Genomic DNA, 25,991 nt, shown 5'->3' on the forward strand with positions numbered 1-25,991 from the left:
ACGGACTCCGCCAGATGCCCATGATCACCCTCACCGTCAACGGCCGCGACCATCAGCTCGACGTCGAGGCGGACGAGACGCTGCTTTCCGTGCTGCGCGACAGGCTGAAGATCACCTCGTTGAAGGATGCCTGCTCCGGTCAGGGCCAGTGCGGCTGCTGTCTGGCGCTGATCGGCGGCCGGCCGAGCAAGACCTGCACCGTCAAGGCCACCGCGCTGAGAGGGCGGCCGATCGTCACGCTGGAAGGTGTCGACGCGGCGGAGCGGCGGCTCTACGCCGATGCCTTCCAGGCGGCGGCCGGCGTGCAGTGCGGCTTCTGCACGCCCGGCCTCGTGGTGCGCATCAAGGCGCTGACCGATGCCGGCGACGCGACGGACCGGCAGGAGATCGCCGCCGCCCTCGATGGCCATCTCTGCCGCTGCACCGGCTACAAGAAGGTGATCGACGCCGTCGAGCTGATCCGCGACGTCAAGGCCGGCGTGAAGCCGCATCCGCAGCCGATGACCGACGGCGGCGTCGGCCGGCCGGTCGAGCGCTTCCGGGGCGGCGATCTCGCGCTGGGCGACCGGCCGTTCCTGGCCGACATCGACGTGCCCGGCCTGCTGCACGGCGCCTTCGTGCTGTCGCCGTACGCCCGCGCCCGCGTGAATTCCATCGACCTGTCCAAAGCCTTGGCACATCCCGGCGTGGTGCGCATCGCCACCGCCGGCGACGTGCCGGGCGACCGCTGGGTCGGCCAGATCCGCAAGGACTGGCCGGTGTTCGTCGCCGTCGGCGAGGAGGTGCGCTATGTCGGCGACGTCATCGCCGCCGTCGCCGCCGAAACGCCGCGCGCCGCCCGCGCCGCAGCCGCGCTGGTCGCCGTCGACTACACGCTGCTGGAGCCGACGCTGTCGCCGGAAGAGGCGCTGAAGCCCGGCGCCCGGCAGGTCAACCCGCGCCAGCCCAACCTGTTGTCCGAGACGGTGATCGAGCGCGGCGACGTCGAGGCGGCGCTTGCCGCTTCCGCCCACGTCGTCTCCGGCAGATGGCAGACCCAGCGCATCGAGCACCTGTTCCTGGAGCCCGAGGCGGCGCTGGCGGTGCCGCTCGAAGACGGCCGCCTCCACCTCTATTCGCAGGGCCAGGGCGTGTTCGAGGACCGCAAGGCGGTGGCCGGCGTGCTCGGCGAGCCGGTGGACAACATCTTCGTCGAGCTGGTGCCGACCGGCGGCGCCTTCGGCGGCAAGGAAGACATGACGGTGCAGGCGCAGACCGCCGTGCTGGCCCGCCTGACCGGCCGGCCGGTGCGGCTCGTGCTCTCCCGCGAGGAGTCGGTGCGCGTCCATCCCAAGCGCCACCCGATGGCCATGACCTATGCCGTCGGCTGCGACGCCGAGGGCCGGATCACCGCCGCCAAGATCGACATTCTCGGCGATTCCGGCTGCTACGCCTCGGTCGGCGACAAGGTGCTGGAGCGCGCCGCCGGCCACGCCTGCGGCCCCTACCGGGTGCCGGCGCTGTCCATCCATTCGATCGCCGCCTACACCAACAACCCGCCCTGCGGCGCCATGCGCGGCTTCGGCGTCAACCAGACGTCGTTCGCCATGGAAGGCTGCCTCGACCTTCTGGCCGAAAAGGTCGGCATCGACGGCTGGGAGATGCGCTGGCGCAACGGCGTCCGCATCGGCGACGTGTTCTCGTCGGGCCAGATCCTCGAAAAGTCGGTCGGCCTCGAGAAATCGCTCATCGCCGTCAAGGACGCCTATTACGCGGCGAAGGCCGCGGGCAAGGCGGTCGGCATCGCCTGCGCGGTGAAGAATTCCGGCATCGGCAACGGCGCGCTCGAATGGGGCAAGTGCCGCCTTGAGATCGAGGCCGAGGACCGCATCGGCCTCCACATCGGCTTCACCGAGATGGGACAGGGTCTCCTGACCATCTGCGCCCAGTCGGCGGCCGAGGTGACCGGCCTGCCGTCGTCGATCTTCGTGCCGCAGGTCAACAGCCGCTTCGATGTCGGCGTCGGCCAGACCACCGGATCGCGTGGCACGCTCTTGGCCGGCAACGCGGTGATCAAGGCGGCGAAGGCGCTCAGGGCGGCGCTCGATGAAGGGAAGACGCCGAAGGACCTCGTCGGCGAGGTGTTCGCCGGCGACATCCTGATCGACGATACGACGGCGCCGGGGCAGCTCAAGAACGGCAAGATCAAGACGCACACCGCCTTCGGCTGGGCGACGCAGGTGATCGTCCTCGACGACAGCGGCCGCGTCGACAAAGTGATCGCCGCCCACGACGTCGGCAAGGCCCTGAACCCGAAGCTCGCCGAAGGGCAGCTCGAAGGCGCCGTGCACATGGGCCTCGGCTACGCCCTGACCGAGCAGCTTCCCTGCAAGGACGGCATGCCGGTCACCGCCAACGTCCGCGAGATCGGCGTGCTCAGGGCCTCCGACATGCCGGAGGTGGAGGTGATCCTGATCGAGGAGCACGAGCCGGAGGGGCCGTTCGGCGCCAAGGGCATCGGCGAGATCGGCCTCGTGCCGACCGCCGGCGCCGTTGCCTCGGCGCTCGCCGCCTTCGACGGCGTGCGGCGCACGGTGCTGCCGATGATCGACAGCCCGGCGGCGCGGGCACTGTCGGTCGGCCTCGATCCCGACCTCGACCGGAGCGACTGGCATTGACCTATTCGATCACCCTGGGACCCGACCGGACCGGCCGGCTTGTCGCCATCGTCGACGGCGTCATCGCCGCGGCGCCCGACCCGGCGGCGCCGGTCGTCCCCTGCCCGCAAGGCGAGATCGCGGCGGGCGCCGTCTGCGCCCATACCCACCTTTATTCCGGTCTCGCGCCCTACGGCATGCCGGCGGCCGAGCCGGCGCCGGTCCATTTCATCGAAATCCTGGAAAAGGTCTGGTGGCGGCTCGACCGGGCGCTCGACGCCGGGGCGCTCAGGGCCTCGGCGCGCGACTATATCGCCAAGGCGCTGCTCTCCGGCACCACCAGTCTCGTCGACCATCACGAATCGCCGCATTTCATCGGGGGATCGCTGCAGGTGCTGGCGGATGCCGCCGAAGAGCTCGGCGCCCGGGCGCTTCTCACCTTCGGCGCCACCGAGCGCAACTTCGGCCGCGCCGAAGCCGAAGCCGGCCTTACCGAGTGCGGCAACGTCGAGGAGACGCCGCTGGTGCGTCGTCTCGTCGGCCTGCATGCCAGTTTCACCGTCTCCGACGACACCATCCGCATGGCGGGCGATCTCTGCCGCGCCCTCGGCACGGCGATGCATGTCCATGTCGCGGAAGCCGCGGATGACGTCAGGGACGCACAGGCGCGCGGCTATGCCGGACCGCTCGAACGGCTGATCGCCCTCGACGCGCTGCCGGCCGGCTCGATCCTCGCCCATGGCGTGCACCTCTCCGCCGACCAAGTACGCGAGGCGGACCGGCGCGGCCTCTGGCTCGTCCAGAATCCGCGCTCCAACGAGGGCAACCGCGTCGGCTATCCGGTCAATCTCCGCCATTCGGACAAGGTGGCGCTCGGCTGCGACGGCTGGAGCGCCGACATGGCCGTCGAGCAAGCGGCGCTCGTCCGCCTTGCCGCCGCCCACGGCGACGACCGGGCAGCGGACCGCCTCGACGCCGGCCGGCGGCTGATCGCCGAGCGGTTCGGGTTCTCGGCCACCGGCCTCGGTCCCGGCGCGGCCGGCGACGTGGTGGTGCGTGAGAATGGCGAGGTGAAGGCCGTGGTCGTCGGCGGCCGGCTGGTCGTCCGCGACGGTCGCCTGGTCGGCGCCGATGCCGACGCCATCGAGGCCGAGGCGCGCGCCGAGGCGTCGCGACTCTGGGAAAGGATGGCGGCGCTCTGATCCCCGGTGACGGCGGCACCTCCTGAGGTAAAAGCATTTCCGTGTTTCCCTGAAACACGGAAATGCTTTATCTTATTGAGTTAACGCATTTTCTTCACGCGAACCGGTTTCCACTTCGCTCGAAAATGCTCTACTGTCGCCGCCAGCAGGGAGGACCCCATGATCTACTTTCTCGATACCGCCGATGTCGCGGCGATCGCCCGCCTGTCGGACCTCTATCCGGTCGCCGGCGTCACCACCAATCCGACGCTGATCGCGCGCGAAAAGCGGCCGTTTTCCGATATTCTGAAGGACATCCGCGCGGTGATCGGCGACGGCGCCATGCTGCATGTCCAGGTGACCGGCAAGGACGCCGACACCATGGTGGCGGAGGCGCGCAAGCTCGCCGACTTCGTCGGCGCCGGTTTTCATCCCAAGGTGCCGGTGACGGCGGAGGGCATCAAGGCGATCCGGCGGCTGTCGGGGCTCGGCTTCCACGTGACGGCGACGGCCATCGTCACCGCCCAGCAGGCGCTGATGGCGGCGGTGGCCGGCGCGGCCTTCACCGCGCCCTACGTCAACCGGCTGGACATGATCGGCGGCGACGGCGTCAAGGTCGTCGCCGACATCGTCCATCTGTTCCGCGTCCACGCGCTGCCGACCCGGCTGCTGACGGCCTCCTTCAAGAACGTCCAGCAGGTGCATGACATCGCCATGGCCGGCGCGCATTCGGCGACGCTGCCGCCCGACATTCTCGAAGCGCTGATCCGCCATCCGCTGACCGATTCCGGCGTCGCCGGCTTTGCCGCCGACTGGGCGGCAGCCTATGGCGAGGGCAGCACCACGCTCGACCTGATCTGAAACCGGCGGCGTCAGGCCACCGACTTCTTCTTGCCGCCGGTGTGATGGGTGGCTTCCTCGGTCGCCTTGGCGAAAACGTCGGTCACCGAGGCGGTCTTGGCGCCGGCCGGCTTCGTCGCCTTGGGCTTGCGTGCTTCCTTGGTCTTTCTCACCTGTCCCTTGGCCATGTCGCTCTCCTCAGCGAAAGCGCGGCCGACGCGACCGTCGCCGCGCGCCTTTGTTCGGTCGGGCCGGTCTTCCGGCTGGCCACCGACAAGGGCATGATGAGCCGGCTTTTCGACAGATACAACCTCGGCTTAGGTCCAAGCAGCGGATTTCCCGGAGGGCTCAGGCGCGGAGCGGTTCGGCCATGTCCTCGTCCATGTCGGCGCCGTAGTCGGCGAGCACGGCATGGAAATCGCGGGGCTGGTTGAAGAGGTAGCCCTGGCCGTAGCTGACGCCCAATGCTGCCAGTTCCCTCAGCGTCGCCTCGTCCTCGATGCGCTCGGCGATGACGTCCACGCCGAGCTCGCGGCCGATCTCGTTGATCGCCCGGACGACGGTACGGTCATAGGTGCTGTCGGCCATGTTGTGGACGAAGCTGCCGTCGATCTTGATGGCGTCGACGTCGAAGCTCTTGAGATAGGTGAAGGACGACAGGCCGGAGCCGAAGTCGTCGAGACTGACGCGGCAGCCGACGCCGCGGGCGGCCCGGATGAAGTCGCGGGCCACCTCGAAGGAGTTGATCACCGCCGTCTCGGTGATTTCCAGCGTCAGGCGCGACGGCGACAGCAGGCTCGCCCGGAACAGATCGGCGAGATAGCGCCAGAGCGTCGGGTCATTGAGCGAATTGGCCGACAGGTTGACGGCGACGTGCAGGCCGGGCACCGCCATGATCGCCGGGCCGAAGTCGTCGATCACCTTGGCGAGCACCCAGCGGTCGATGGTTCCCATCAGCTCGAAGCGCTCGGCGGCCGGGATGAAGGTATCCGGCGTCAATATGCTGCCGTCGTCGTCGAGCATGCGAACCAGCAGCTCCAGCGAACGGCCGCGCGTCCCGGGTTCGGCGATCGACCGGATTTCCTGGGCATAGAGCACGAAGTGGCCGCTTTCGATCGTCTCGCGGATACGGGCGGCCATCCGGAAATCGCTCATGTGACGCTGCGCTTCGCCGGTGTCCTGCAGGAACACCGAAACGCGGCCGCGACCGGCCGCCTTGGCGGCGTAGCAGGCGACGTCGGCTTCGGCCAGCACCGCCTCGGCGCTCGCCGTGGTGGCGTCGACCTGGGTTACGCCGGCGCTGGCGCCGATCTCGTAGACCTTGCCCTCCCAGGTGAACCGGATGGCGCCGAGGGCGTCGATCAGCTTCTCGCCAACGAAGGCCGCGAACTGGCGATCGCAATTCTCGATCAGCACGGCGAACTCGTCGCCGCCCAGCCGGGCCAGGCAATCGCTGATCGGCACGATCGACCGCATGGTGCGCGCCACTTCCTGAAGAAGGGCGTCGCCGGCCAGATGCCCGGCCGTGTCGTTGACGATCTTGAAGCGGTCGAGGTCGATGAACAGCAGGCCGTGCCGGCTGTCGTCGTCGCGCGCCGCGGCGATCATGCTCTGGATACGCGTCTCGAAGTGGCGGCGATTGGCGAGGCCGGTCAGATCGTCGTGACTGGCGGCATGGGCGAGCGACCGTTGCATGGCGCGCTCGGCCGACACGTCCTGGAACACCAGCACGGCGCCGGCCCGGCCATCGGCGGTGGCGGCGATCGGCGCGGCGGCCTCGCGAATATAGTGGATGTCGCGGCCGCGCACGTCGATCACCTGCGTTCCGAGCCGCTCCACCGGGGCGCCGGTCTCGAGCACCTGGCGCACGCAGGACGCGGCCGGATGGCCGCTGTCGTCGTGAACGGCCTGGAACACGTCCTCGATCGGATGGCCGCAGGCCTCGGCCTCCGAGAAGCCGGTCATGCGTTGCGCCGCGGGATTGATCAGGGTGACGCGGCCTTCGGCATCGGTGGCGATGACGCCGTCGGAGATGGCGTGCAGCGTCGTCCTGAGACGCTCCTTCTCGTCGCGCAGCGCCTGGGCGGCGCTCACCTGCTCGCTGATGTCCCAGGCGGTGCCGAGCAGCAGCCGGTCGCCGTTCGACAGCGTCACCTGGTCGGCAAGCACGCGAATGTGCACCAGGCCGCGGACGGGACTGAGCAGGCGGCAGGTGGTATTGACGCGCGCCTCGGGATCATGCGCCGCCTGGCGCAGCATCTCCGACAGGCCGGCCCGATCCTCGGGGTGGACGAAGCGCAGCCATTCGAGCGACTGGCGGTCGGTGTCGTCGGTCGCCATATGGCCGAAGGTCTCGCCGTTCCAGGTGGCGACGCCGGTGGCAAGATCGATGCTCCAGAGGCCGATGCCGCCGGCCTCGACGGCGAGACGCACCCGTTCCTCGAGAAGCTGGATCTCCCGCTCGGCCGCCTTGTTGCGCGAGATGTCGGTGTGCGTGCCGCTGATCCTGAGCGGCTTGCCGTCGGCGTCACGCGAGATCACCTTGCCGCGGTCGAGGATCCACACCCAGTGGCCGTCCTTGTGACGCAGGCGGAATTCGGCCTCCAGCCACTCCGTCTCGCCGCGCTCGTGGGCATTGTTGATGGCGAGGAACCTGTCGCGGTCGTCGGGGTGCATCAGCTCGAGCCAGGCGTCGCCGCCGTCGATCGACACGTCCTCCGGCTCGTAGCCGAGCATGCGCTTCCAGGTGGGCGAGGTATAGAGCCGGCCACCGGGCTTGTCGACGTCCCAGACGCCTTGCTGGCCGTTCTCCAGGGCGAAGGCCCAGCGGCTCTCGCTCTCGGCGATGGCCTGGAGCGTCCGCTTCTTGAGGTCGATGTCCTCGACCTGGGCAATCAGCCGATCGGGCCGGCCGGTCGCCGGGTCACAGACGACGATGACGGAGACTTCCGCCCAGAACACCTCGCCCGACTTGCGCACGTAGCGCTTCTCGGCCTTGAAGCTGCGCACCGTGCCGTCGAGGATGCCGTTGCGGAAGCTGTCCAGCTCGTCGCGGTCTTGCTCGTAGGTGATGTCCTTGAAGCTGCGTCCGACGAGTTCGGCCTCGTCGTAGCCGGTCATGGCGCAAAAGGCGGCATTGACCTTCAGATATTGACCTTCCCCGCCGATGATCGTCACGCCGATGCTGGCGTCGTCCATCGACCGGCGGAACAAGTTCTCGCTCTCGGCGAGATCGCGCTCGCGCTGGCGCAGGCGCTCGAGCAGCACGCAGGTGGCGATCGGCAGCAACGTGCCGACCGAGACGCCGAGCGGCAGCAACATCGGCGTCCGTGGCGTGTCGGCCATGCCGTAGGCGGCCATCATCGTCGCGAACCAGACGGAGCCGGACAGCACCGCCATATCGACGGGGCGCAGGACGAAGCTCGTCAGCAGCAGCGGCACGACGAAGAACACCATCGGCTCGGGCAGCGTGGCGGTCGCCGCCACCGCGCCGGCCGGGAACAGCACGGCCACGGCGGCGAAGACGCCGCGGTTCAGCCAGGCCGGCCGCCGGCCGCGCCGCGCCGCGTCGCGCTGCAGGTAGAGCAGCGCCGGCAGGAAGATGGCGAAGGCGGCGGTGGCGCCGCCCCACCAGACGCCGAGCGGCATCGGGGTGCGCGACAACACGCCGGCCGCCGACAGGAGGAGCGCCACGGCAAGGCTGGCGAGCGGCGGAAAGACGGTGGCGACCAGCGCGGCGGCCACCTCGAACAGCTCCTCGTTGCGCGACCGCCTGGCCCAGGCCCGGACGAGGTCGATCACCCAGAGGCCGGTCGCCATGGTGACGGCCCGGACGAGCAGGATGGACAGGAAGAAATGCGCGTCGCCGCCGCGATACCAGGCGAACAGCAGCCAGCCGACGAGGGCGCCGGCGACACCGGCCAGGCGGTCGCCGGTCGAGCGGTTGGCGAGCAGCGCCACCACCACGGCGTCGGCCGGCCAGACCGGCGTCCGGACGCCGGCCGTCACGACGATCGCGATCATCACCGCCGACAGTCCGGCGTACAGCAGGCCGCAGCCCGCGAATATTCCGACGCGGCCGCCGGGAAACACGCCTTTCAGCACCGCAGCTCCATGCCATGGGTGAGGATGGAGCGACTTTGGCAGGCCGGCGTGAAACAACGCTTAACGTGGCGCAAAATAGCGGCTTCCGGCGCCGATCGGCCTGCCGGAGCAGCCGTCAGGCGAAGACGATGGTCTTCTTGCCGTGCATCAGCACGCGCGCCTCGAGATGCAGCTTCACGGCGCGGGCGAGGACGCGCGACTCGTTGTCGCGGCCGACGGCGACGAGGTCCTCGGCGGACAGGGCGTGGGTGACACGCGAGGTCTCCTGCTCGATGATCGGACCCTCGTCGAGGTCGGGCGTCACGTAATGGGCGGTGGCGCCGATCAGCTTGACGCCGCGCTCATGCGCCTGATGGTAGGGCCGGGCGCCCTTGAAGGACGGCAGGAAGGAATGATGGATGTTGATGATCCTGCCGAACAACGTCGACGAGAACGTGTCGGACAGCACCTGCATGTACCGGGCGAGCACGACCAGCTCGGCGCCGGTCTCCTCGACGAGGGCCATCACCCTGGCTTCCTGCTCGGCCTTGTTCGACTTGTCCTTGTCGACCGGCCAGCAGTGGTAGGGAATGCCCTGCGCCTCGGCGAAGGCGCGGCTGTCCTCGTGGTTGGAGACGATGGCGGCAACCTCCGCCTTCAGCCAGCCGACCCGGATCTGGTACATCAGGTGCTGCAGGCAGTGATCGAACTTCGACACCATGATGACGATCTTCGGCGTGCGGGCGGCGTCGACGAGGTCGACGGTCATGCCGAAGGTCTCGATGGTGTCGGACAGCGCGGCGCGGATGGTGTCGGCGCTGAGGGCGGCCGGCGTCTCGAAGGCGATGCGCATGAAGAAGCGGTTGGTGGCGCGATCCCAGAACTGGGCGCTTTCGGCGATGTTGCCGCCAAGACCGGCGAGGATGGTGGTGACCGAGGCGACGATGCGCGGACGATCGGCGCAGGAGAGCGTGAGGATGTGGGTGCGCTTGGGAGCGTCGGCCATGGTCGGAAACCTCGTCGGCGGTGGGGCTGCCGCTAGTTAGCCCGGCCCGGGGCCGGAGGAAAGAGGCTAAAGCATTCAGATGGCGCGACCGCCGGAATTCGGAGCCTCGCTCACAGCGGCCGCTCGTCGAGGGCCACCGACTTCACAAGCGCGAATATCGGACGGCCCGGCGTCAGACCGAGGTCGGCCACCGCCGCCCGGGTGACCGCGGCGGCGAGGCGGCCGCCGCCGTCGAGCGCCACGTCGACGGTGACGCTCGGGCCCTGGCCGTCCGGAATGTCGGCGACGGTGCCCGCGAGCACGGTGCGGATGGTGACGCCCTCCGGCCGACGGGTGGCGAGCGCCACGTCGGTGGCGTGGACCAGCACGCGCACCGGCCGCCCCTCGGGCCGGACGACGCCGTTCAGCCAGATGGTGCCGGCCGGGGTTTCGACCGGCGTCAACTGGAACGCGCCGTCCGGCGCGCCGAGCCGGCCGTCGACCACCGACACGACCTCGAAGCGGTCGGCGGCGACGCGGAACACGTCGGCCGGCGAGCCCTCGCGCGCCACCCTGCCCGCTTCGAGCACCACCACCTTTCCGGCGAGGCGCGCCACCTCCTCGACGGCGTGACTGACGTAGACGATGGGAATGGCGAACTCGTCGCGCAGCGTCTCGATCAGCGGCAGGATCTCCAGGCGGCGGGCGGCGTCCAGGGAGGCCAGCGGCTCGTCCATCAGCAACAGGCGCGGTGAAGCGAGCAGCGCCCGGCCGATGGCGACGCGCTGCTGCTCGCCGCCGCTGAGCGTCGCCGGATGGCGGTCGAGCAGATGGCCGATGCCGAGGGTGTCGATCACCGGTCCCTCGGCGATACGCCGCTCCCCGCCGGGCGTGAACAACCGGCCGTAGCGGAGATTGTGCCGGACGGAGAGATGCGGAAACAGCCGCGCCTCCTGGAACACCACGCCGATGCGCCGGCGGTGCGGCGGCGTGTGGCGGCCGTTGCCGTCGGCGAGGACCGTGCCGTCGAGCACGATGCGGCCGGTTTCGAGGCGCGTCAGGCCGGCGATCACCTTGATCACCGACGACTTGCCCGAGCCGGAGGGGCCGAACAGCGCCGTGACGCCGGCGCCGCCGGAAAAGCCGATATCGAGCCGGAAGTTGCCGAGCCGCTGGCGGATCTCCACGTCGATCACGAGGAGGTCCTCCTGAACCAGCGGGCAATGATCTCGGAGGCGACGAGGGCGGCCAGTCCGATGCAGGCGGCGATCACCGACAGCGCAAGCGCCTCGGCGTCGCCCTCGGGGCTCTGGCTCGCCGTGTAGATGGCCGAGGCGATGGTGCGCGTCTCGCCGGGGATGTTGGAGACGAAGGTGATGGTGGCGCCGAATTCGCCGAGCGCCTTGGCGAAGCCCAGCGTCGCGCCGACCAGGATGCCCGGCAGCGACAGCGGCAGCGTCACCAGGAAGAAGGTGGCGATCGGGCCGGCGCCCAATGTGCCGGACGCCTGTTCCAGGCGGGCGTCGACCGCCTCGATGGACAGCCGGATGGCGCGGACGATGATCGGCAGCGACATCACCACGGCGGCGACGACGGCGCCGGTCCAGCGGAAAGCGAAGACGATGCCGAAATGCTGGTCGAGAAAGGCGCCGAGCGGTCCCTTGCGGCCGAGGAGCAGCAACAGCGCGTAGCCGGTGACCACCGGCGGCAGCACCAGCGGCAGATGGATGATGCCGTCGAACAGCGCCTTGCCGGGAAACCGTCCGCGAGCAAGAATCAGCGCCAGCACGGTGGATACCGGCACGCCCCACAGCGTCGCCATCGCGGCGACCTTGAAGCTCAGGGCAATGGCAGTCCAGGCGTCGGGAGAAAGGTCCGGCATCGGGCCACAGTGGTCGATCGGCGCCGATCCGGCAAGCGGCGGGCGGCGAAATGGACGGAACGATCAGGCGGGCATGCAAGGGGCTCGCCCTTGCAGCACAAGCCCGCCGTTTTGCAGATTTTGGACGCGCGGGCGGCCGACGGCGCGGCCGCCCGGCACCGATCACTCGGCCGGCTTGGTGAAGCCGGCGGCGGTGAACACGGCGTCGGCTTCCGGCCCCTTGAGATAGGCCACGAAGTCGGCGGCCGCCTGGCCGGCATCCTTGGTGAGGCCGATCGGATAGACGATCGGCTCGTGGCTGGTCTCCGGGAAGGTGGCGACGACGGCGACACCCGGCTCGGCGGCGGCGTCGGTGCCGTAGACGATGCCGAGCTTGGCCTCGCCGCGGGCGACCATCTGCAGGGCGACACGAACGTTCTCGGCCGGCGCGAAGCGCGGCGACACCGTGTCGTAGAGGCCGAGCGACTTCAGCGCCGCCTCGGCATAGGCGCCGGCCGGAACGCTCTTGGCCTCGCCGACGGCGAGACGCTCCTCGCCGAGCACGGCCGGCAGCGACGCCTTGTCGGCGAAGTCGACGGCGACCTTGTCGTCCTTGGCGGCGACCAGCACCAGCGAGTTGCCAAGAAGGTTGAAGGTGCTGCCGTCCTTCATCAGGCCCTTGTCGACGACGTAGGTCATCCACTTGAGATCGGCCGAGATGAAGACGTCGGCGGGCGCACCGGCCTCGATCTGCTTGGCAAGCGCGCCGGAGGCGGCCGGCGTGATCTGCACCTCGACATCCTTGCCGGTCTTGTAGGTGTCGGCGATCTTCTGGAGCGATGGCGCCACCGAGGCGGCGGCGAAAATCCGGATCTGGTCGGCGGCGGAGGCAGCCGAGGTCAGAAGGCCGAGCGCAAGCGCGGCGACGAGGGCGAGCGACTTTTTCATGAAGGTAATTCCCGTCTGGTCGTTATACATTGAAGGCTATAACGATCGCCATACGGGTGCAAGGGCCGGAGCGGACAAGCCTCTCAGATCAGGCCGTTGGCCGACAGCTCTTCCTTGACGTAGGCGTAGAAGATCGGCGCGGCGATCAGCCCCGGCACGCCGAAAGTCGCCTCCATGGCGAGCATCACCGTCAGCATTTCCCAGGCGCGCGAGTTGATCTGGGTGCCGATGATGCGGGCGTTGACGAAATACTCGAGCTTGTGGATGGCGATCAGGAAGATCAGCGCGGCGATCGCCGCCGGCGCCGACACGCCGAGACTGACGATGAAGATCACCGTGTTGGAGATGATGTTGCCGATCACCGGCAGCAGGCCGACGATGAAGGTGACCGCCACCATGGTCTTCAGGAACGGCAACTGGACGCCGATCAGCGGGTCGAGGCCGTAGAGGAAGAGGGCGGTCAGCGTCGTGTTGAGCAGCGAGATGCGGAACTGCGCGAAGACGACGCGGCGGAAGGACAGCGTCAGGCGGCGAACGCGGCTGATCAGTTCGACGGCCAGCGGGCCGTGCGGCTTTTCCGGCGGCTTGCGGAACAGCACCAGCGAGCCGATGATGATGCCGAACAGGATGTAGACGAGGATGCGGCCAACGTCCTGGCCGAAGCGCTGCAGCTCCCAGGCGTTGTCCTGCAGGAATTTCACCGCCTGCCGCCGCAGTTCGTCCGTGTTGACCGGCAGGTAGTCGCCGATCCACGGCGGCAGGTAGGTGCGGCCGGTCTCCAGCACCTGGGCCATCTTGTGGATGAGCGCGAACAGGCCCTCCGAGCCATTGGTGAACAGCGAGCCGGCCGCAATGACGGCGGCGGTGAGGCCGAGCGAGATCGCGGCAACGATGACAATGAGCGCCACCGCCTTGCCCATTTCCTGCGTCCAGCCGGTGCGGTTTCGCAGCCAGGGCGCGGCGCTGAGCGCCGTCTCGTGGACGAGCAGGCCGGCTAGGAGGCCGGCGAGCAAGCCCATCTCAAGGCAGAGCAGGAGGGCGATGCCGACGATCAGATAGGACGCAATCTTCACCCAATTGCAGGAAGCCAGCTTGTCCATCGGCCGCGGTCATCTCCATCAGTGATGCCCCAATACAGCCCATTCCGAATGAACGCAAAAAGAAACGACGGGGGCTTCCGGGGTGAACCGATTCATGGCAATGCCTTGTGATCGAGGAGGAGGAACCGATGTCCAGCATCGCGCTTTCGAAACGTTTTCCCCGCGATTTCGTCTTCGGCTACGCCACCGCCGCCTACCAGATCGAGGGCGCCCATGACGAGGACGGCCGCAAGCCGAGCATCTGGGATGCTTTCTCGCGTATTCCCGGCCGCGTCCGGGGCGGCGACAGCGGCGACGTCGCCTGCGACCACTACCATCGCATGCCCGAGGACGTCCGGCTGTTGAAGTCGCTGTCGGCGGACGCCTATCGCTTCTCGATCGCCTGGCCGCGCGTCATCCCCGACGGTCGCGGCCCGGTCAACGAGAAGGGCATCGACTTCTACGACCGGCTGGTCGACGAATTGCTGAGGGCGGAGATCAAGCCCTACGCGACGCTCTATCACTGGGACCTGCCGATCGAGCAGCACGGCCGCGGCGGCTGGTGCGCCCGCGACACGGCCTATGCCTTCGCCGACTACACCGACGTGGTGATGGCCCGCCTCGGCGACCGGCTTTCCGGCGTCATGACGCTCAACGAGCCCTGGTGCTCGGGCCATCTTTCCTATCTCATCGGCGAGCACGCCCCCGGCGAGCGCAATCTGGCGGCAGCGCTCGCCGCCATCCATACCCTGAACCTCGGCCATGGTCTTGCCGTGCAGGCGATCAAGGCGCGCCGCGCCGACCTGCCGGCCGGCATCGTCTACAACGCCAAGGCGCTCTATCCGGTCAGCGACCGGCCTGCCGACATCGCCGCCACGGAACGCTACCGCGCCTTCCACGACGGCGTGTTCATGGATCCGGTATTCCTCGGCCGCTATCCGGCCGACGTGCTGGACGCCTTCGGCCCGATCATGCCGGAGATCGCAGCGGACGATCTCAAGATCATCTCGACGCCGATCGATTTCCTCGGCCTCAACTTCTATGCGCCGGAACGCATCGCCGCCGACCCCGCCCTGCCCTATCCGCACGCCCGCTCGGTGCAGGCGGAGAACGTGCCGCGCACCGCCATGGGCTGGGAGATCCATGCTCCGGCGCTCGATCGCCTGCTCACCGACCTCAATGCCCGTTACGAGCTGCCGCCGATCTACATCGCCGAGAACGGCTGCGCCCAGTATGACGAGCTCGTCGACGGCAAGTGCGACGACCCCGGCCGCATCGACTATCTCGAAAAGCATCTCAGCGTGCTCGCCGACGCCCGCGACAAGGGCATCCGCGTCGACGGCTATTTCGTCTGGTCGCTGATGGATAATTTCGAGTGGTCGCACGGCTACGCCAAGCGCTTCGGCGTGGTCTACGTCGACTACGAGACACAGGCGCGCATCCCGAAATCGTCGGCCATCTGGTATCGCGACCTGATCGCCGGCCGCGCTCAGGCGGCGTCGGTTTAGCCGGAAACAAAAAAATCCCGGGAGCCAAGGCTCCCGGGAAAGTTGATCGGCGCGCCTGGAAGGGAAACGAGCCGAGAAGGACAACCAAGGCAAGACATCAGGTGAAACAAAGACTTGAAGAAAGGTCCAAAGAAACCGTCTGGAATAGGATCAGGTGCTGAAAGCCTCGATCGTTGCCGGGCCCGTCAATCCGAGACCGTCGCGAAAAAGCGAATATTGGCGGCGGCCACGCCGCGCCGGCTTTCCGGCACCGTGCCGGGCGAGACGCCGAACCGCACGTTCGGCGGCAAAACCGTTGTCGAAAGTTGCCCCCTCGAGAGAGCGAAACCGCGAATCGACCGCGTGAAACTCGTAGGCGCGACCGGCGCCGACCAACACACCGACCGCCTCGCCGGCCAGTTCAACAATGTACCCGCTATCCATTTCATGCCTCCAGGACCGGCTCGCGCCGGCCGATAGTCAAACCCGTTCGAATGCGTTTGGTTTCAACGACACGTTCGAAAAGTTGGTCGACAGCATCGGCCGAGGTCGGTGAGAGGCATCGTCAGGTCTCTGGCAGCCATGGTCGCCTCCTGGAAAGGCACCACCATGCCGGGGCATGGCGCTTTAGCGTTTGATCCGGCGGTCGCAAGCTACTGGTCAAATCCCGCCGCACCCGTCGCCGGATGCCCTTTTATTTGGCATCGCCGGGGGTGCTTCTTCGAGGAACCGTCATCCAAATATTCCGGGAAATGGAGATAAATCGCCCGAATAGCCCCCGAACCGGCGAACGCTTCAAATTTGCAAGGTGCCGGCAAGGCCGGGTTAGCACATCCGGCCGACAATGGCGGATCACTCCTTTCTCCGGAGCCATGCCGATGTCCCTCTCGTCGATGTCGTCGATTTCAGCATCGGGACTGCAGGCCGCTTCGACGCGGCTCGAGGCGGCGGCGGCCAATATCGCCAATGCCTCGTCATCCGGACCGCTGCCGGATGCGTCGGGCGCCACCACCGCCTACTCGCCCGTAACGGTCAGGCAGTCCGACGTGCGGGGCGGCGGCGTGACGGCGCGCATCGTCAATGCCGCCGACCCCCATGTCGTGAGCTACGATCCGTCTTCGCCGGATGCCGACGCCGAGGGCATGGTCGCCGCGCCGAACGTCGACATGGCCGGCGAGCTCGTCGACGTCATGACCGCCCGCATCAGCTACGAGGCGTCGGCCAGGACGATGAAGGCGGCGAACGACATGCTGAAGACGACGCTCGACGCTTTCAGTTGACGTTGCCTCCTCAGGCGCGCTGCCGCTTCACCGCCTCGATGTGGCGGCCCATGGCTTCGGCCTCGGCCGGCGTGAACACCGCCGCGACGATCTCGGTCGCAAAGCGCTCGCCCTTGCCGAGCGGCGCGTGGGTCACCGGCCGGCCGTTTACCCGGGCCGGCTCGCCCGGCGATCTGACGGGGAAGGCCATGCCCACCGCCTCCTGGTCGCCGGTGCGGCAGATCCAGCGGACGCCGGCGCCGGTGTCCTTGGGCGCGAAGGACGTGTAGTCGGCCGTCCCGTCCGGATGCACCTGCATGAAATGCGACAATCCCTCGTCGTCGGTCAGCGGATCGAAGGAGAACACCACCTCCGGCGCGAAGATCTTGTCGGAGGTCAGTGTCCCGGCCAGGCCGGGGTCCCTCGCCAGCTCGGCGATCCACTCGACATAGCCCGGCCCCGGCTCAATGTGCGGCGGGATTTCCTGCCGGACGCGCATCCCCTCGGCCGTCTCGTGCAGCGTGCCGACCAGCCGGCCGCCCTCGCGGGCGCGCCAGTTGAGATGGCCGAGATAGTGCACGGCGAGCGGCGTCGATTTCAGGTTGGTGACGGTGATGCCGATGGCGATGCGCGGCCGGCCCTCGTAGAGCTTCAGAATCGGCACCGCCTCGTAGTTGGTGGCGAAGGCGACGGTATGGTTGTAGCGGCCGGTGACGGCGATGTAGCGGCCGCTCGCATCCTCGCCGAACAGCACGGCGGCATCGCGGTAGGGAGCGTTCGGCAATTCGCCGTGCTGCTCGCGGCGCTCCGTGGGACCGGGGGCGCCGATGGCGGTGATGCCGGCGTGCTGGAAATAGCCGCCGTAGGTCTCGAAGAACTTCTGCGTCGGGCGAGGCACGTCGAACGCCGACTTCATGCCGACGTCGCGGCCGCCGAGCCGCGCCGACCAGACGTGCTGGCCCTGGAAGGGCAGCACCACCACCTCGTCGGGGCCGTTCGACAGCCTGACGGCATCGACGCCGGAGGCAAAGCGGAAGGCCGCCGCGGTGAGCGGCCCGGCCCGGAAGATCACCCGTTCGGCTTCCGAAAACGCGACGCCGCGAAGGTCGACGGCCGCCGTCGCCCCCTCGCCCAACCTCGACAAGACCATGCTGTCCTCCCGCAACGGGCGGCCGGGCTCCCCCCGAGTCGACGGCCGCCGGAGCGGCAGTCTGTCGTGTTTTCCACCCGGCTCCAAGGGGCGGCGACACAGCAATAGAGCTTAGTGGACGGGGGCCTATTCGGCGGCGGCGGTCGTCGCCGAGCCCGGCGTCGTCTGCCAGCCGAGGTCGGGCAACTGGATCAGCCGCTGGCCGCGCAGGTCGGAGGCGCAGACGAGGAAGCCGCGCTCTTCCATATAGGCAAGGAGCCGCCGCGCCCGCGACGGCGAACGGGTGCCGTAGGCGCGGGCGATGTCGGCGTCCGACGGGCATGGCGCCTTCTGAAGCGCCGCCTTGGCGACCAGCAGGAAAACGCCGCGCATGTCTTCGGGCAGCGAGGTGGCGATCAGGGTGGCCTGCTGCCAGGCGTCCTCGTCGACCGTCTCGGTCTCCACCCCGGCGCGGGCCAGCGACAGGCGCTGGCGGAAGGACTGCAGGTCGAGGCTGTCGCCGGTCACCCGCTTGATGCGGCAGCGGACCAGGAAGTCCTGGTAGAGCATCGACACCGGCTGAAAGGCGGCATCCGGCTCGGCCATCATCTCGGTGAGGATGTCCTCGATCGCCTGGTCGCGGGCGAGCCGGCCGAGCAGGTCGGCCTGGTCGGGATTGTCCTCCGGCGCCGGCGCCAACGCGGCGCGCGAACGCGACAATTCGGACAGGATGTCGGCGGTGGAAACCGGCGCGGCGGCGGCGCGCGGCGCTTCCTCGCCGGCCATCGGGCGGAAGATCAGCTCGCGGGCCGCCTCGCCGCCCTGCTCGGGCAGCGGCGTCAGCTTGGGGCCGCCGCCGCGTCCCCTGGTTTCCACCGGTCCGATCCTGACCGGCTCCGGCCGGCGGCCGATGGCCGGACCGAGCGAGACGAATTCGCCGCGCTGAAGGTTGCGGAACATCTCGGCCTGCCGGCGCTCCATGCCGAGAAGGTCGGCGGCGCGCGCCATGTCGATGTCGAGGAAGGTGCGGCCCATCAGGAAGTTGGAGGCCTCGGCGGCGACGTTCTTGGCGAGCTTGGCGAGCCGCTGGGTGGCGATGACGCCGGCAAGGCCGCGCTTGCGGCCGCGGCACATCAGGTTGGTCATGGCGGCGAGCGAGGCGCGGCGCGCCTCACCGTCGGCCTCGCCGGAGGCGGCCGGCGCGAACAGTTGCGCCTCGTCGACCACCACCAGCATCGGGTACCAATAGTCGCGCTCGGCGTCGAACAGGCCGTTCAGGAAGGCGGCGGCCGCCCGCACCTGACCGTCGACGTCGAGTCCCTCGAGATTGAGCACGACGGAAACGCGGTGCTTGCGGACGCGGGCGGCGATCAGCGCCAGATCGCGTTCGGAACAGTTGGCGTCGACCACGACATGGCCGAAACGGTCGGCCAGCGTCACGAAGTCGCCCTCGGGATCGATGACGGCCTGCTGGACCCATTCGGCGCTCTGCTCGAGCAGGCGACGCAGGAGATGCGATTTGCCGGAGCCGGAATTGCCCTGGACCAGCAGACGGGTGGCAAGCAGTTCCTCGAGGTCGAAGGCGGCATGCGTGCCGTTCGCCCTGTTGCCGATGTCCACGCTGAAGGTCATGCCGAGGTCTTCGTCCCACGCCACCGATCGTTCCGGCCGCGTCTTTCGCGGGCCGGTTTCTTCTGTCGACCGATTCGGCCGCCTTGGCCAAGAGCGAAGCAAGATGGTAACGCTGTCTTCTCCCGTGATTCACAGGCTGGAGGTCCGGCTATGGTCCGCATCGCGCTTCTCACCGTTTCCGACCGCGCCGCGCGCGGCGACTACGAAGACCTGTCGGGGCCGGCGATCGCCGCCTGGCTCGGCAAGGCCGTCACCTCGCCCTACGAACTGTTGACCCAGGTGGTCGCGGATGGCGTCGACAACGTCGGCGGCGAGCTGGTCCGGCTCTGCGACGAGGAGCGGGTCGATCTGATCCTCACCACGGGCGGCACCGGCCCCAGCCCGCGCGACCTCACGCCGGAGGCGATGAAGGTGGTGCTGGAGAAGGAGCTGCCGGGCTTCGGCGAACTGATGCGCCGCATCAGCCTCGAGACGGTGCCGACCGCCATCCTGTCGCGCCAGACGGCCGGTACGCGCGGCACGACGCTGATCGTCAACCTGCCCGGCAAGCCGGCGTCGATCGCCGTCTGCCTCGACGCCGTCTTCCCGGCCATCCCCTACTGCCTTGACCTGATCGGCGCCGGCCGTATAGATACCGATCCTGTCGTCTGTCCGGCTTTCCGGCCGGCATAGGACCGCATCTTCAAGTTGCTTGCGATAAGCCGTTTCTCGTAGTATGAGAGATAATCGATTTTGGCCAGACCATCGGCCCTGAACGCCTGGGGTCATCCCCCGCGACGTGACGACCTTTCCAAATTCGGTAACCACCCAGTCACACGCTCCAGTGCGGGTGCGTGGCTTTCTTAAATTCGACTTTCTACGGAAAGGATCTCATCATGGCTCTAGGTACCGTCAAGTGGTTCAACGCCACCAAGGGCTACGGCTTCATTGCTCCGGACGCCGGCGGCCCGGACGTCTTCGTTCACATCTCGGCTGTCGAGCGCTCCGGTCTCGGCTCGCTCAACGACGGCCAGAAGGTGAACTTCGAGGTCGTGCAGGACCGCCGTTCCGGCAAGTCCTCGGCCGACAACCTGTCCGCCGCCTGATCTCACGATCGGCAGGCAGCCTAAAAAAGCCCCGCGGGAGAGTCCTCTCCCGCGGGGTTTTCGTTTGCGGGGACGAGAGCCGTCAGTTGGTGCCCGGCACCATCATGCGGCGCAGGGTGGAGTCCTTCAGCACGAAGTGATGGTAGAGCGCCGCCGCCGCGTGAAGCACGATGAGCAGCACGAAGATCGGCTTGTTGGCGGCATGGAGCTCGCCGAAGGTGCGCATGTCGACATACTGGGCGAGAAGCCCGGTGACCGGCGTGACGATCAGCATCAGATAGAAGAGATAGTGCAGGGCTTCGCCGGCCCTCACCTGCAGGGCGGGCCCCGGCACGGAGGCCGGAACGCCGACGGTCAGGCGAAGACCGAGACGGGCCAGCGTCAGCACGAGAACGGCGATGCCGACGCCGACATGCAGATAATAGCCCGTCAGGAGCGGCGCGACGTCCTGTCCGGAACGCAGGAAGTAATTGTAGCGTCCCATGTCATCGCCGAAGATCAGCTGGAAAAACACCAGAAGGACGATCAGCCAGTGGAGCGAAAGCTGAAGCGCGGTATAGCCAGTGGACTGCTTGGCCATGGCGGCCTCCCACGATGGTTAACGGCGGCGAGCTTACACCAAATACGACGACCACCAATCGGCAAGATGCCGGCGGACGATCGGAAAGTGTAACGGTCTGTCGCGACGAAAGCCGCCGGTCACCGCCGCTTCATGGCGGCGGCCAGCGCGGCGGCCATGGCGCTGTTGCCGGCCGGCGGCGGCGGGGGAGCGCGGCGATCCGGACGGCCGCCGCCGGTGCCCTTCGGCGCGCCGTCGTCGTCCTTGCGCATGGAAAGACCGATGCGCTTGCGCTTGACGTCCACCTCGACGACGCGGACCTTCACCACGTCGCCGGCCTTCACCACATCGCGCGGATCCTTCACGAAGCGGTCGGCCAACTGGCTGACATGCACCAGACCGTCCTGGTGGACGCCGATATCGACGAAGGCGCCGAAGGCGGCGACGTTGGTCACCGTGCCCTCGAGCACCATGCCGGGCTTGAGGTCGGCGATGTCCTCGACGCCTTCGGCGAAGGTCGCGGTGCGGAATTCGGGGCGCGGATCGCGACCGGGCTTTTCCAGCTCGGTCAGGATGTCGCGCACCGTCGGCAGGCCGAAGCGCTCGTCGACGAACTTCGCCGGGTTGAGCGCCTTCAGCGCGGCGCTGTCGCCCATCAACTGGCGGATATCGCGGCCGCAGGCGGCGACGATGCGGCGGGCGACGCCATAGGCTTCCGGATGCACCGAGGACGCATCGAGCGGCTCGTCGCCGCCCCGGATGCGCAGGAAGCCGGCGGCCTGCTCGAAGGTCTTGGCGCCGAGGCGCGGCACCTCCATCAGCCCCTTGCGGCTGCGGAAGGCGCCCGACGCGTCGCGATGGGCGACGATCGCCTCGGCGAGCGACGGGCCGAGACCGGAGACGCGGGACAGAAGCGGCGCCGAAGCGGTGTTGAGATCGACGCCGACGGCGTTCACCGCGTCCTCGACCACGGCATCGAGCGCCCTGGCCAGATGCCCCTGGTCGACGTCATGCTGATACTGGCCGACGCCGATCGACTTCGGCTCGATCTTGACCAGCTCGGCCAGCGGGTCCTGAAGGCGGCGGGCGATGGAAACGGCGCCGCGCAGCGAAACGTCGAGGCCGGGAAACTCGCGGGCCGCCAGCTCGGACGCCGAATAGACCGAGGCGCCGGCCTCGCTCACCACCACCTTGGTGGGCTTCGGCGCGGGCAGGTCGGCTATCAGCGCGGCGGCGAGGCGATCGGTCTCGCGGCTGGCCGTGCCGTTGCCGATGGCGATCAATTCCACCTTGTGCTTGCGGACCAGCGCCGACAGGGTGGCGAGCGCGCCCGCCACGTCGTTCCTCGGCTGGAAGGGATAGACGGTGGCGGTGTCCAGGAGCTTGCCGGTGGCGTCGACCACTGCGACCTTGACGCCGGTGCGGATGCCGGGATCGAGGCCCATGGTGGAGCGGGCGCCGGCCGGCGCGGCCAGCAGCAAGTCCTTGAGATTGTCGGCGAAGACGCGGATCGCCTCGGTCTCGGCCTTTTCCCTCAGCGTGCCCATCAGGTCGAGGGAGAGCGAAAGCTGCAGCTTCACCCGCCAGGTCCAGCGGCAGACGTCGAACAGGAAGCCCTCGGCCGGCAGCCTCGCCGGAACGGCGATCGAGAAGGCCTCCGCCACCATGCGCTCGACCGGCTTGACCGGCGCCGGATCGTCGGCGTCGATTTCCAGCTCGAGGGCGAGCACCTCCTCGTTGCGGCCGCGCAGCATGGCGAGCGCCCGGTGGCTCGGCACCGTCGCCCAGCGTTCGCGGTGATCGAAATAGTCGGAGAATTTCTCGCCGGCGGTCTCCTTGCCGGCGATGACCGACGAGCGCAGCACGGCGCGGTCCGCGAGATAGGCGCGCAGGCGGCCGACCAGTTCCGGCGTTTCGGCGAAGCGCTCGGCCAGGATATCGCGGGCGCCGTCGAGCGCCGCCTTGATGTCGGGCACCGCCTCCGTGACATAGGCGGCGGCGGTCGCCGCCGGCTCCAGCGTCCGGTCGGCGAACAGCGCGTCGGCCAGCGGCCCGAGCCCTTTTTCCTTGGCGATCTCGCCCTTGGTCCGGCGCTTCGGCTTGAAGGGGGCGTAAAGGTCCTCGATTTCCGCCTTGGTGACCGCAGCGGCGATCTTTGCGGAGAGGTCGGGCGTCAGCTTGCCCTGCCCGTCGATGGCGGCCAGGACGGCGGCGCGGCGGGTCTCGAGCTCGCGGCGATAGGCGAGCCGCTCCTCGAGCTTGCGCAGTTGCGTGTCGTCGAGCCCGCCGGTGGCTTCCTTGCGGTAGCGGGCGACGAAGGGCACCGTCGCGCCCTCGTCGAGCAGACCGATGGCCGATGCCGCCTGGGCCGGCCGACAGCCGATCTCGCTGGCGATGGCCTCGACGATGCGGGCTTCGACGGCTGCGGAAAGGGTCATGTCACGGCTCCCTTGAAAGAAGGCCGCGACATTAGGCATGTCATCCGGGCGGCGCAACGGCGCCGGCCGGTCTTGTCAACAAGCTGTCCATTGCGGCCCGGCGGCGACCTTAGCCGGAGACCACCTTGAGCGAGGGCTTCTTGGCGGATTCCTTCTTGGCGGCGGGCTTTTTCACAGCCGGCGCCTTGGCTTCGGCCGGCTCCTTCTTGGCCGGTTCCTTCTTGGCCACCGCGGCACGCGGCTTGCGCGCCGCCTTGGGCTTGGCCTCCGCCTCGGCGCGGACGATCGCCTCGGCTTCCAGCCAGTGCTGATCGGCCCGGCCTTCGGGCTCTCCCTCGGCCTGCCAGAGTTCGCGCGCCTTGGCCCTGATCTTGGCTTCGATATCGGACATGTCGAAATCCTCTCTTGTTCGGAACCCGGCCATGAGATGCCGGATGCGGCATCCCTTCAGGGGCGTTCGGGACAATAAACTGGACCCTTCGACCCGACGGCTTCTCAGCCGAAACCGTAACGAGAATAATGTAGCGCAGCACCCGCCGTCTGAGAAGGCAACGACCGGCCGAAAACGGCACGCCGGCAAAGACTTTTGCCGACGGTCGCCGTGGGTGGAACGCTTTTCGCCGCAACGCGCCGAACCAGGCCTCGTAAAGGGACGGTTGCCGACGTCCGGCCGATGCCCCAAACTCGCCTGCCGCAACCGAGGAGGCGCGCATGACCCATCCTTTCCTTATCCCGGGCAAGGGGCTCCGGGAATTCTATACCCCGGAGCGCTGCTTCATCACCGAGCTTCTCAGCCATCCTTCGCGGGAGGTGTCGCTGGCGCGGGCCCGCGTTGCGCCCGGCGTCACAACTCAACTGCACGCCCTCGACGTCGAGGAGACCTACGTGATCGAAACGGGGAGCGGCGTGATGGAGGTCGGCGGCGATCGTTTCCGCGTCGGTCCCGGCGACGGCGTCCGCATTCCCACGGGAACGCCCCAGCGCATCGAGAACGACGGCGTCACCGATCTCGTTTTTCTCTGCCTCTGCCAGCCGCGCTTCCGCGCCGAGGGCTACGCCGATCTCGAAACCCAGGCCGACGGGCCGTCGCCGTGAGCCTTGACGACGAGAGGTCATGCCCCGCGTATGTAATGCAGATAGAACCCTCGATGGAGGATACGCATATAAGTAGTATATCGCGGGCCGCGAGACGCAACCTCCTTAAATATCGACGGTTTTCCTAATTCCTTTACGAACGGGTAAGATGTTTGGCGCGACAAAGGCCGGACGTCGGGTGCATCCGTTGCGCCGACCCGCACCATAAAGGAACCGGCATGTCCGCTCCCTCGACTCTTGCCCCTGACATGCGTCAACGCCTTGGTTTCCACGCCATCGACGACACCGTCGCCGCGACCCTCCGCGAGCACCGCTCCTACATCTCCGGCATCCTTGCAGAGGGCATCGAAGCCTTCTATCGGCACATCGCCGAATTCCCCGAGACCAAGCGCTTCTTCCGGTCGCCCGAGCACATGGCCCATGCCAAGGCAGCGCAGCTCAAGCATTGGGAACGGGTGCTGGACGGCCGCTTCGACGAGGCCTACTTCCAGTCGGTGTCGAAGATCGGCGAAACGCACTATCGGATCGGCCTGTCGCCCACCTGGTATATCGGCGGCTACGACTTCCTGCTCGCCACGCTCATCGGCCGCATCAACAAGGACTATTCCGGCGGCCTGTTCAAGGGCGGCCGGGAAGAGACGCGGCTCAAGCTGCTGCAGGCCCTCAGCAAGGCCGTCATGGTCGACATGGATTTTGCCATTTCGGTCTACATCGACGCTGAACGGGCGGCGCGCCACAGCCTGATCGACCGGGTCACCCAGGAGTTCGAATCGTCGGTCGGCGCCATCGCCGACAAGGTGCTGGCCTCGGCCAAGGACATGGCGGCCCTGACCAGCGATCTCGACCAGGCGACCGACAGCGCCGCCGAGCGCGCCAAGAGCGTGACGCGCGGCGCCGAGACGGCCTCGGCCAACGTTGCGACCGTCGCCGCCGCCACCGAGGAACTGACCGGCTCGATCGCCGAGATCACCAGGCAGGTCGAGGAATCGAGCCGCGTCGCCGCCGAGGCGGCCGCCGACGCCGTCCGCACCTCGACGCAGATCAAGGAACTTTCCGAGGCGGCCAAGAAGATCGGCGACGTCGTCGACCTCATCGACAACATCGCCTCGCAGACCAACCTCCTGGCGCTCAACGCCACCATCGAGGCGGCGCGGGCCGGCGAGGCGGGCAAGGGCTTTGCCGTGGTCGCCGCCGAGGTCAAGCAGCTCGCCGACCAGACCGCCAAGGCGACGTCGACCATCGCCGACCAGATCAACGGCATCCAGTCGTCGACCGAGCAGTCGGTGGCGGCGATCAATGCGATTTCCAGCGTTATTGCCCGCCTCAGCGAGATCTCCAACGTCATCGCCGCCTCGGTGGAAGAACAGGGCACGGCCACGCTCGACATCTCGCGCAACCTCAACCAGGCTTCGTCCAGCACCGCCGAGGTGACCGAACACATCGACGGCGTGTCGCAGGCCAACGCGGCGGCGGTTGACGCCAGCGAGCGGATGAAGAGCGGCGCCACCGAGCTCGACGAGACCTGCGCCTGCCTGCGCTCGGAGATCAAGGGCTTCCTCGCCAAGGTGCGCGGCGCCTGACGGCACGGCCCGGATGCGGCGGCAACGATGAATTGGGACGGTCGCCCGAAGGCGGCTGTCCCTGCTTTTTCATCTGCCGACCGGCCGGTGAGCATCACGTTCATCAGGGCGCCG

22 protein-coding genes are annotated in these 25,991 nt (G+C 68.1%); 9 read left to right on the plus strand and 13 right to left on the minus strand.

From position 1 onward, the window contains the following. Positions 1 to 14: 14 nt before the first annotated feature. The 3 genes from xdh (at position 15) to CJ014_RS08045 (ending at position 4,678) form a co-directional block, all read left to right on the plus strand. Entirely contained in the window at positions 15 to 2,657 is a 2,643-nt protein-coding gene (gene xdh, locus CJ014_RS08035) for a selenium-dependent xanthine dehydrogenase (RefSeq protein WP_100079954.1), read from the plus strand. Then, positions 2,654 to 3,838: an amidohydrolase family protein gene (locus CJ014_RS08040; protein WP_100079955.1), complete on the plus strand. Its 1,185-nt coding sequence runs from the start codon at positions 2,654 to 2,656 to the stop codon at positions 3,836 to 3,838. The genes xdh and CJ014_RS08040 overlap by 4 nt, the downstream gene beginning before the upstream one ends. 159 nt (positions 3,839 to 3,997) lie before the next feature. Continuing rightward, on the plus strand, positions 3,998 to 4,678 hold the full coding sequence (locus CJ014_RS08045) for a transaldolase family protein (RefSeq protein WP_100079956.1): 681 nt from the start codon (positions 3,998 to 4,000) through the stop codon (positions 4,676 to 4,678). 11 nt (positions 4,679 to 4,689) lie between these two features. On the opposite strand, the gene CJ014_RS27790 is transcribed toward CJ014_RS08045, so the two are convergent. The 7 genes from CJ014_RS27790 to CJ014_RS08080 all read right to left on the minus strand — a co-directional run bounded on the left by CJ014_RS27790 (position 4,690) and on the right by CJ014_RS08080 (position 13,634). After that, positions 4,690 to 4,845: a hypothetical protein gene (locus CJ014_RS27790; protein ID WP_165790784.1), complete on the minus strand. Its 156-nt coding sequence runs from the start codon at positions 4,843 to 4,845 to the stop codon at positions 4,690 to 4,692. A 160-nt stretch (positions 4,846 to 5,005) separates the two neighbouring features. Further along, positions 5,006 to 8,761, minus strand: coding sequence for an EAL domain-containing protein (locus tag CJ014_RS08055; RefSeq protein WP_100079957.1), 3,756 nt, complete (start codon positions 8,759 to 8,761; stop codon positions 5,006 to 5,008). 115 nt (positions 8,762 to 8,876) lie between these two features. Beyond that, complete coding sequence (purU, locus tag CJ014_RS08060) at positions 8,877 to 9,746, minus strand: formyltetrahydrofolate deformylase (protein WP_100079958.1); 870 nt, start codon at positions 9,744 to 9,746, stop codon at positions 8,877 to 8,879. Between the two features lie 110 nt (positions 9,747 to 9,856). Further along, a complete protein-coding gene (gene modC, locus CJ014_RS08065; RefSeq protein ID WP_100079959.1) occupies positions 9,857 to 10,921 on the minus strand; it encodes a molybdenum ABC transporter ATP-binding protein in 1,065 nt (354 codons plus the stop codon). Beyond that, entirely contained in the window at positions 10,918 to 11,607 is a 690-nt protein-coding gene (gene modB / locus CJ014_RS08070) for a molybdate ABC transporter permease subunit (protein ID WP_100079960.1), read from the minus strand. The genes modC and modB overlap by 4 nt, the downstream gene beginning before the upstream one ends. Positions 11,608 to 11,769: 162 nt before the next feature. Beyond that, positions 11,770 to 12,534 carry a molybdate ABC transporter substrate-binding protein gene (modA, locus tag CJ014_RS08075; RefSeq protein WP_100079961.1) on the minus strand — a complete coding sequence of 255 codons (765 nt, stop codon included), beginning with the start codon at positions 12,532 to 12,534 and terminating at the stop codon, positions 11,770 to 11,772. A gap of 83 nt (positions 12,535 to 12,617) precedes the next feature. Beyond that, positions 12,618 to 13,634, minus strand: a complete 1,017-nt coding sequence (locus CJ014_RS08080; protein ID WP_100079962.1) for an AI-2E family transporter — start codon at positions 13,632 to 13,634, stop codon at positions 12,618 to 12,620. 128 nt (positions 13,635 to 13,762) lie between these two features. Between CJ014_RS08080 and CJ014_RS08085 the strand changes: the two genes are divergently transcribed. Next, positions 13,763 to 15,121: a GH1 family beta-glucosidase gene (locus tag CJ014_RS08085; RefSeq protein WP_100080104.1), complete on the plus strand. Its 1,359-nt coding sequence runs from the start codon at positions 13,763 to 13,765 to the stop codon at positions 15,119 to 15,121. Between the two features lie 150 nt (positions 15,122 to 15,271). On the opposite strand, the gene CJ014_RS27510 is transcribed toward CJ014_RS08085, so the two are convergent. Continuing rightward, complete coding sequence (locus CJ014_RS27510; RefSeq protein WP_133121820.1) at positions 15,272 to 15,544, minus strand: hypothetical protein; 273 nt, start codon at positions 15,542 to 15,544, stop codon at positions 15,272 to 15,274. Between the two features lie 434 nt (positions 15,545 to 15,978). Here CJ014_RS27510 and CJ014_RS08090 point away from each other — a divergent pair, with 434 nt between their 5' ends. Further along, a complete protein-coding gene (locus CJ014_RS08090; RefSeq protein ID WP_165790789.1) occupies positions 15,979 to 16,380 on the plus strand; it encodes a flagellar basal body rod protein FlgC in 402 nt (133 codons plus the stop codon). 10 nt (positions 16,381 to 16,390) lie between these two features. Here CJ014_RS08090 and CJ014_RS08095 read toward each other — a convergent pair whose 3' ends face one another. Together CJ014_RS08095 and CJ014_RS08100 are read right to left on the minus strand one after the other, a co-directional pair. Further along, positions 16,391 to 17,509, minus strand: a complete 1,119-nt coding sequence (locus CJ014_RS08095) for a DUF4432 family protein (RefSeq protein WP_100079964.1) — start codon at positions 17,507 to 17,509, stop codon at positions 16,391 to 16,393. Positions 17,510 to 17,635: 126 nt separating this feature from the next. After that, positions 17,636 to 19,120 (minus strand): helicase HerA domain-containing protein, encoded by a 1,485-nt coding sequence (locus CJ014_RS08100; RefSeq protein WP_100079965.1) that lies wholly within the window; start codon positions 19,118 to 19,120, stop codon positions 17,636 to 17,638. 150 nt (positions 19,121 to 19,270) lie between these two features. Between CJ014_RS08100 and mog the strand changes: the two genes are divergently transcribed. Continuing rightward, positions 19,271 to 19,792, plus strand: a complete 522-nt coding sequence (gene mog, locus CJ014_RS08105) for a molybdopterin adenylyltransferase (protein ID WP_100079966.1) — start codon at positions 19,271 to 19,273, stop codon at positions 19,790 to 19,792. 203 nt (positions 19,793 to 19,995) lie between these two features. Next, on the plus strand, positions 19,996 to 20,205 hold the full coding sequence (locus tag CJ014_RS08110; RefSeq protein ID WP_026781928.1) for a cold-shock protein: 210 nt from the start codon (positions 19,996 to 19,998) through the stop codon (positions 20,203 to 20,205). Between the two features lie 82 nt (positions 20,206 to 20,287). On the opposite strand, the gene CJ014_RS08115 is transcribed toward CJ014_RS08110, so the two are convergent. The 3 genes from CJ014_RS08115 to CJ014_RS08125 all read right to left on the minus strand — a co-directional run bounded on the left by CJ014_RS08115 (position 20,288) and on the right by CJ014_RS08125 (position 23,593). Beyond that, on the minus strand, positions 20,288 to 20,785 hold the full coding sequence (locus CJ014_RS08115; RefSeq protein ID WP_100079967.1) for a cytochrome b: 498 nt from the start codon (positions 20,783 to 20,785) through the stop codon (positions 20,288 to 20,290). Between the two features lie 119 nt (positions 20,786 to 20,904). Then, positions 20,905 to 23,202, minus strand: coding sequence for a Tex family protein (locus CJ014_RS08120; protein ID WP_100079968.1), 2,298 nt, complete (start codon positions 23,200 to 23,202; stop codon positions 20,905 to 20,907). A 109-nt stretch (positions 23,203 to 23,311) separates the two neighbouring features. Beyond that, the gene (locus CJ014_RS08125; RefSeq protein ID WP_100079969.1) at positions 23,312 to 23,593 is read right to left on the minus strand and encodes a DUF2934 domain-containing protein; all 282 of its coding nucleotides are present in this window, start codon (positions 23,591 to 23,593) and stop codon (positions 23,312 to 23,314) included. Between the two features lie 320 nt (positions 23,594 to 23,913). Here CJ014_RS08125 and CJ014_RS08130 point away from each other — a divergent pair, with 320 nt between their 5' ends. After that, entirely contained in the window at positions 23,914 to 24,297 is a 384-nt protein-coding gene (locus CJ014_RS08130; protein ID WP_100079970.1) for a cupin domain-containing protein, read from the plus strand. A 248-nt stretch (positions 24,298 to 24,545) separates the two neighbouring features. Next, positions 24,546 to 25,877 (plus strand): globin-coupled sensor protein, encoded by a 1,332-nt coding sequence (locus tag CJ014_RS08135; RefSeq protein ID WP_165790791.1) that lies wholly within the window; start codon positions 24,546 to 24,548, stop codon positions 25,875 to 25,877. The last annotated feature ends 114 nt before the right edge of the window (positions 25,878 to 25,991 follow it).

It is taken from the genome of Pleomorphomonas carboxyditropha (assembly GCF_002770725.1).
Classification (GTDB): domain Bacteria; phylum Pseudomonadota; class Alphaproteobacteria; order Rhizobiales; family Pleomorphomonadaceae; genus Pleomorphomonas; species Pleomorphomonas carboxyditropha.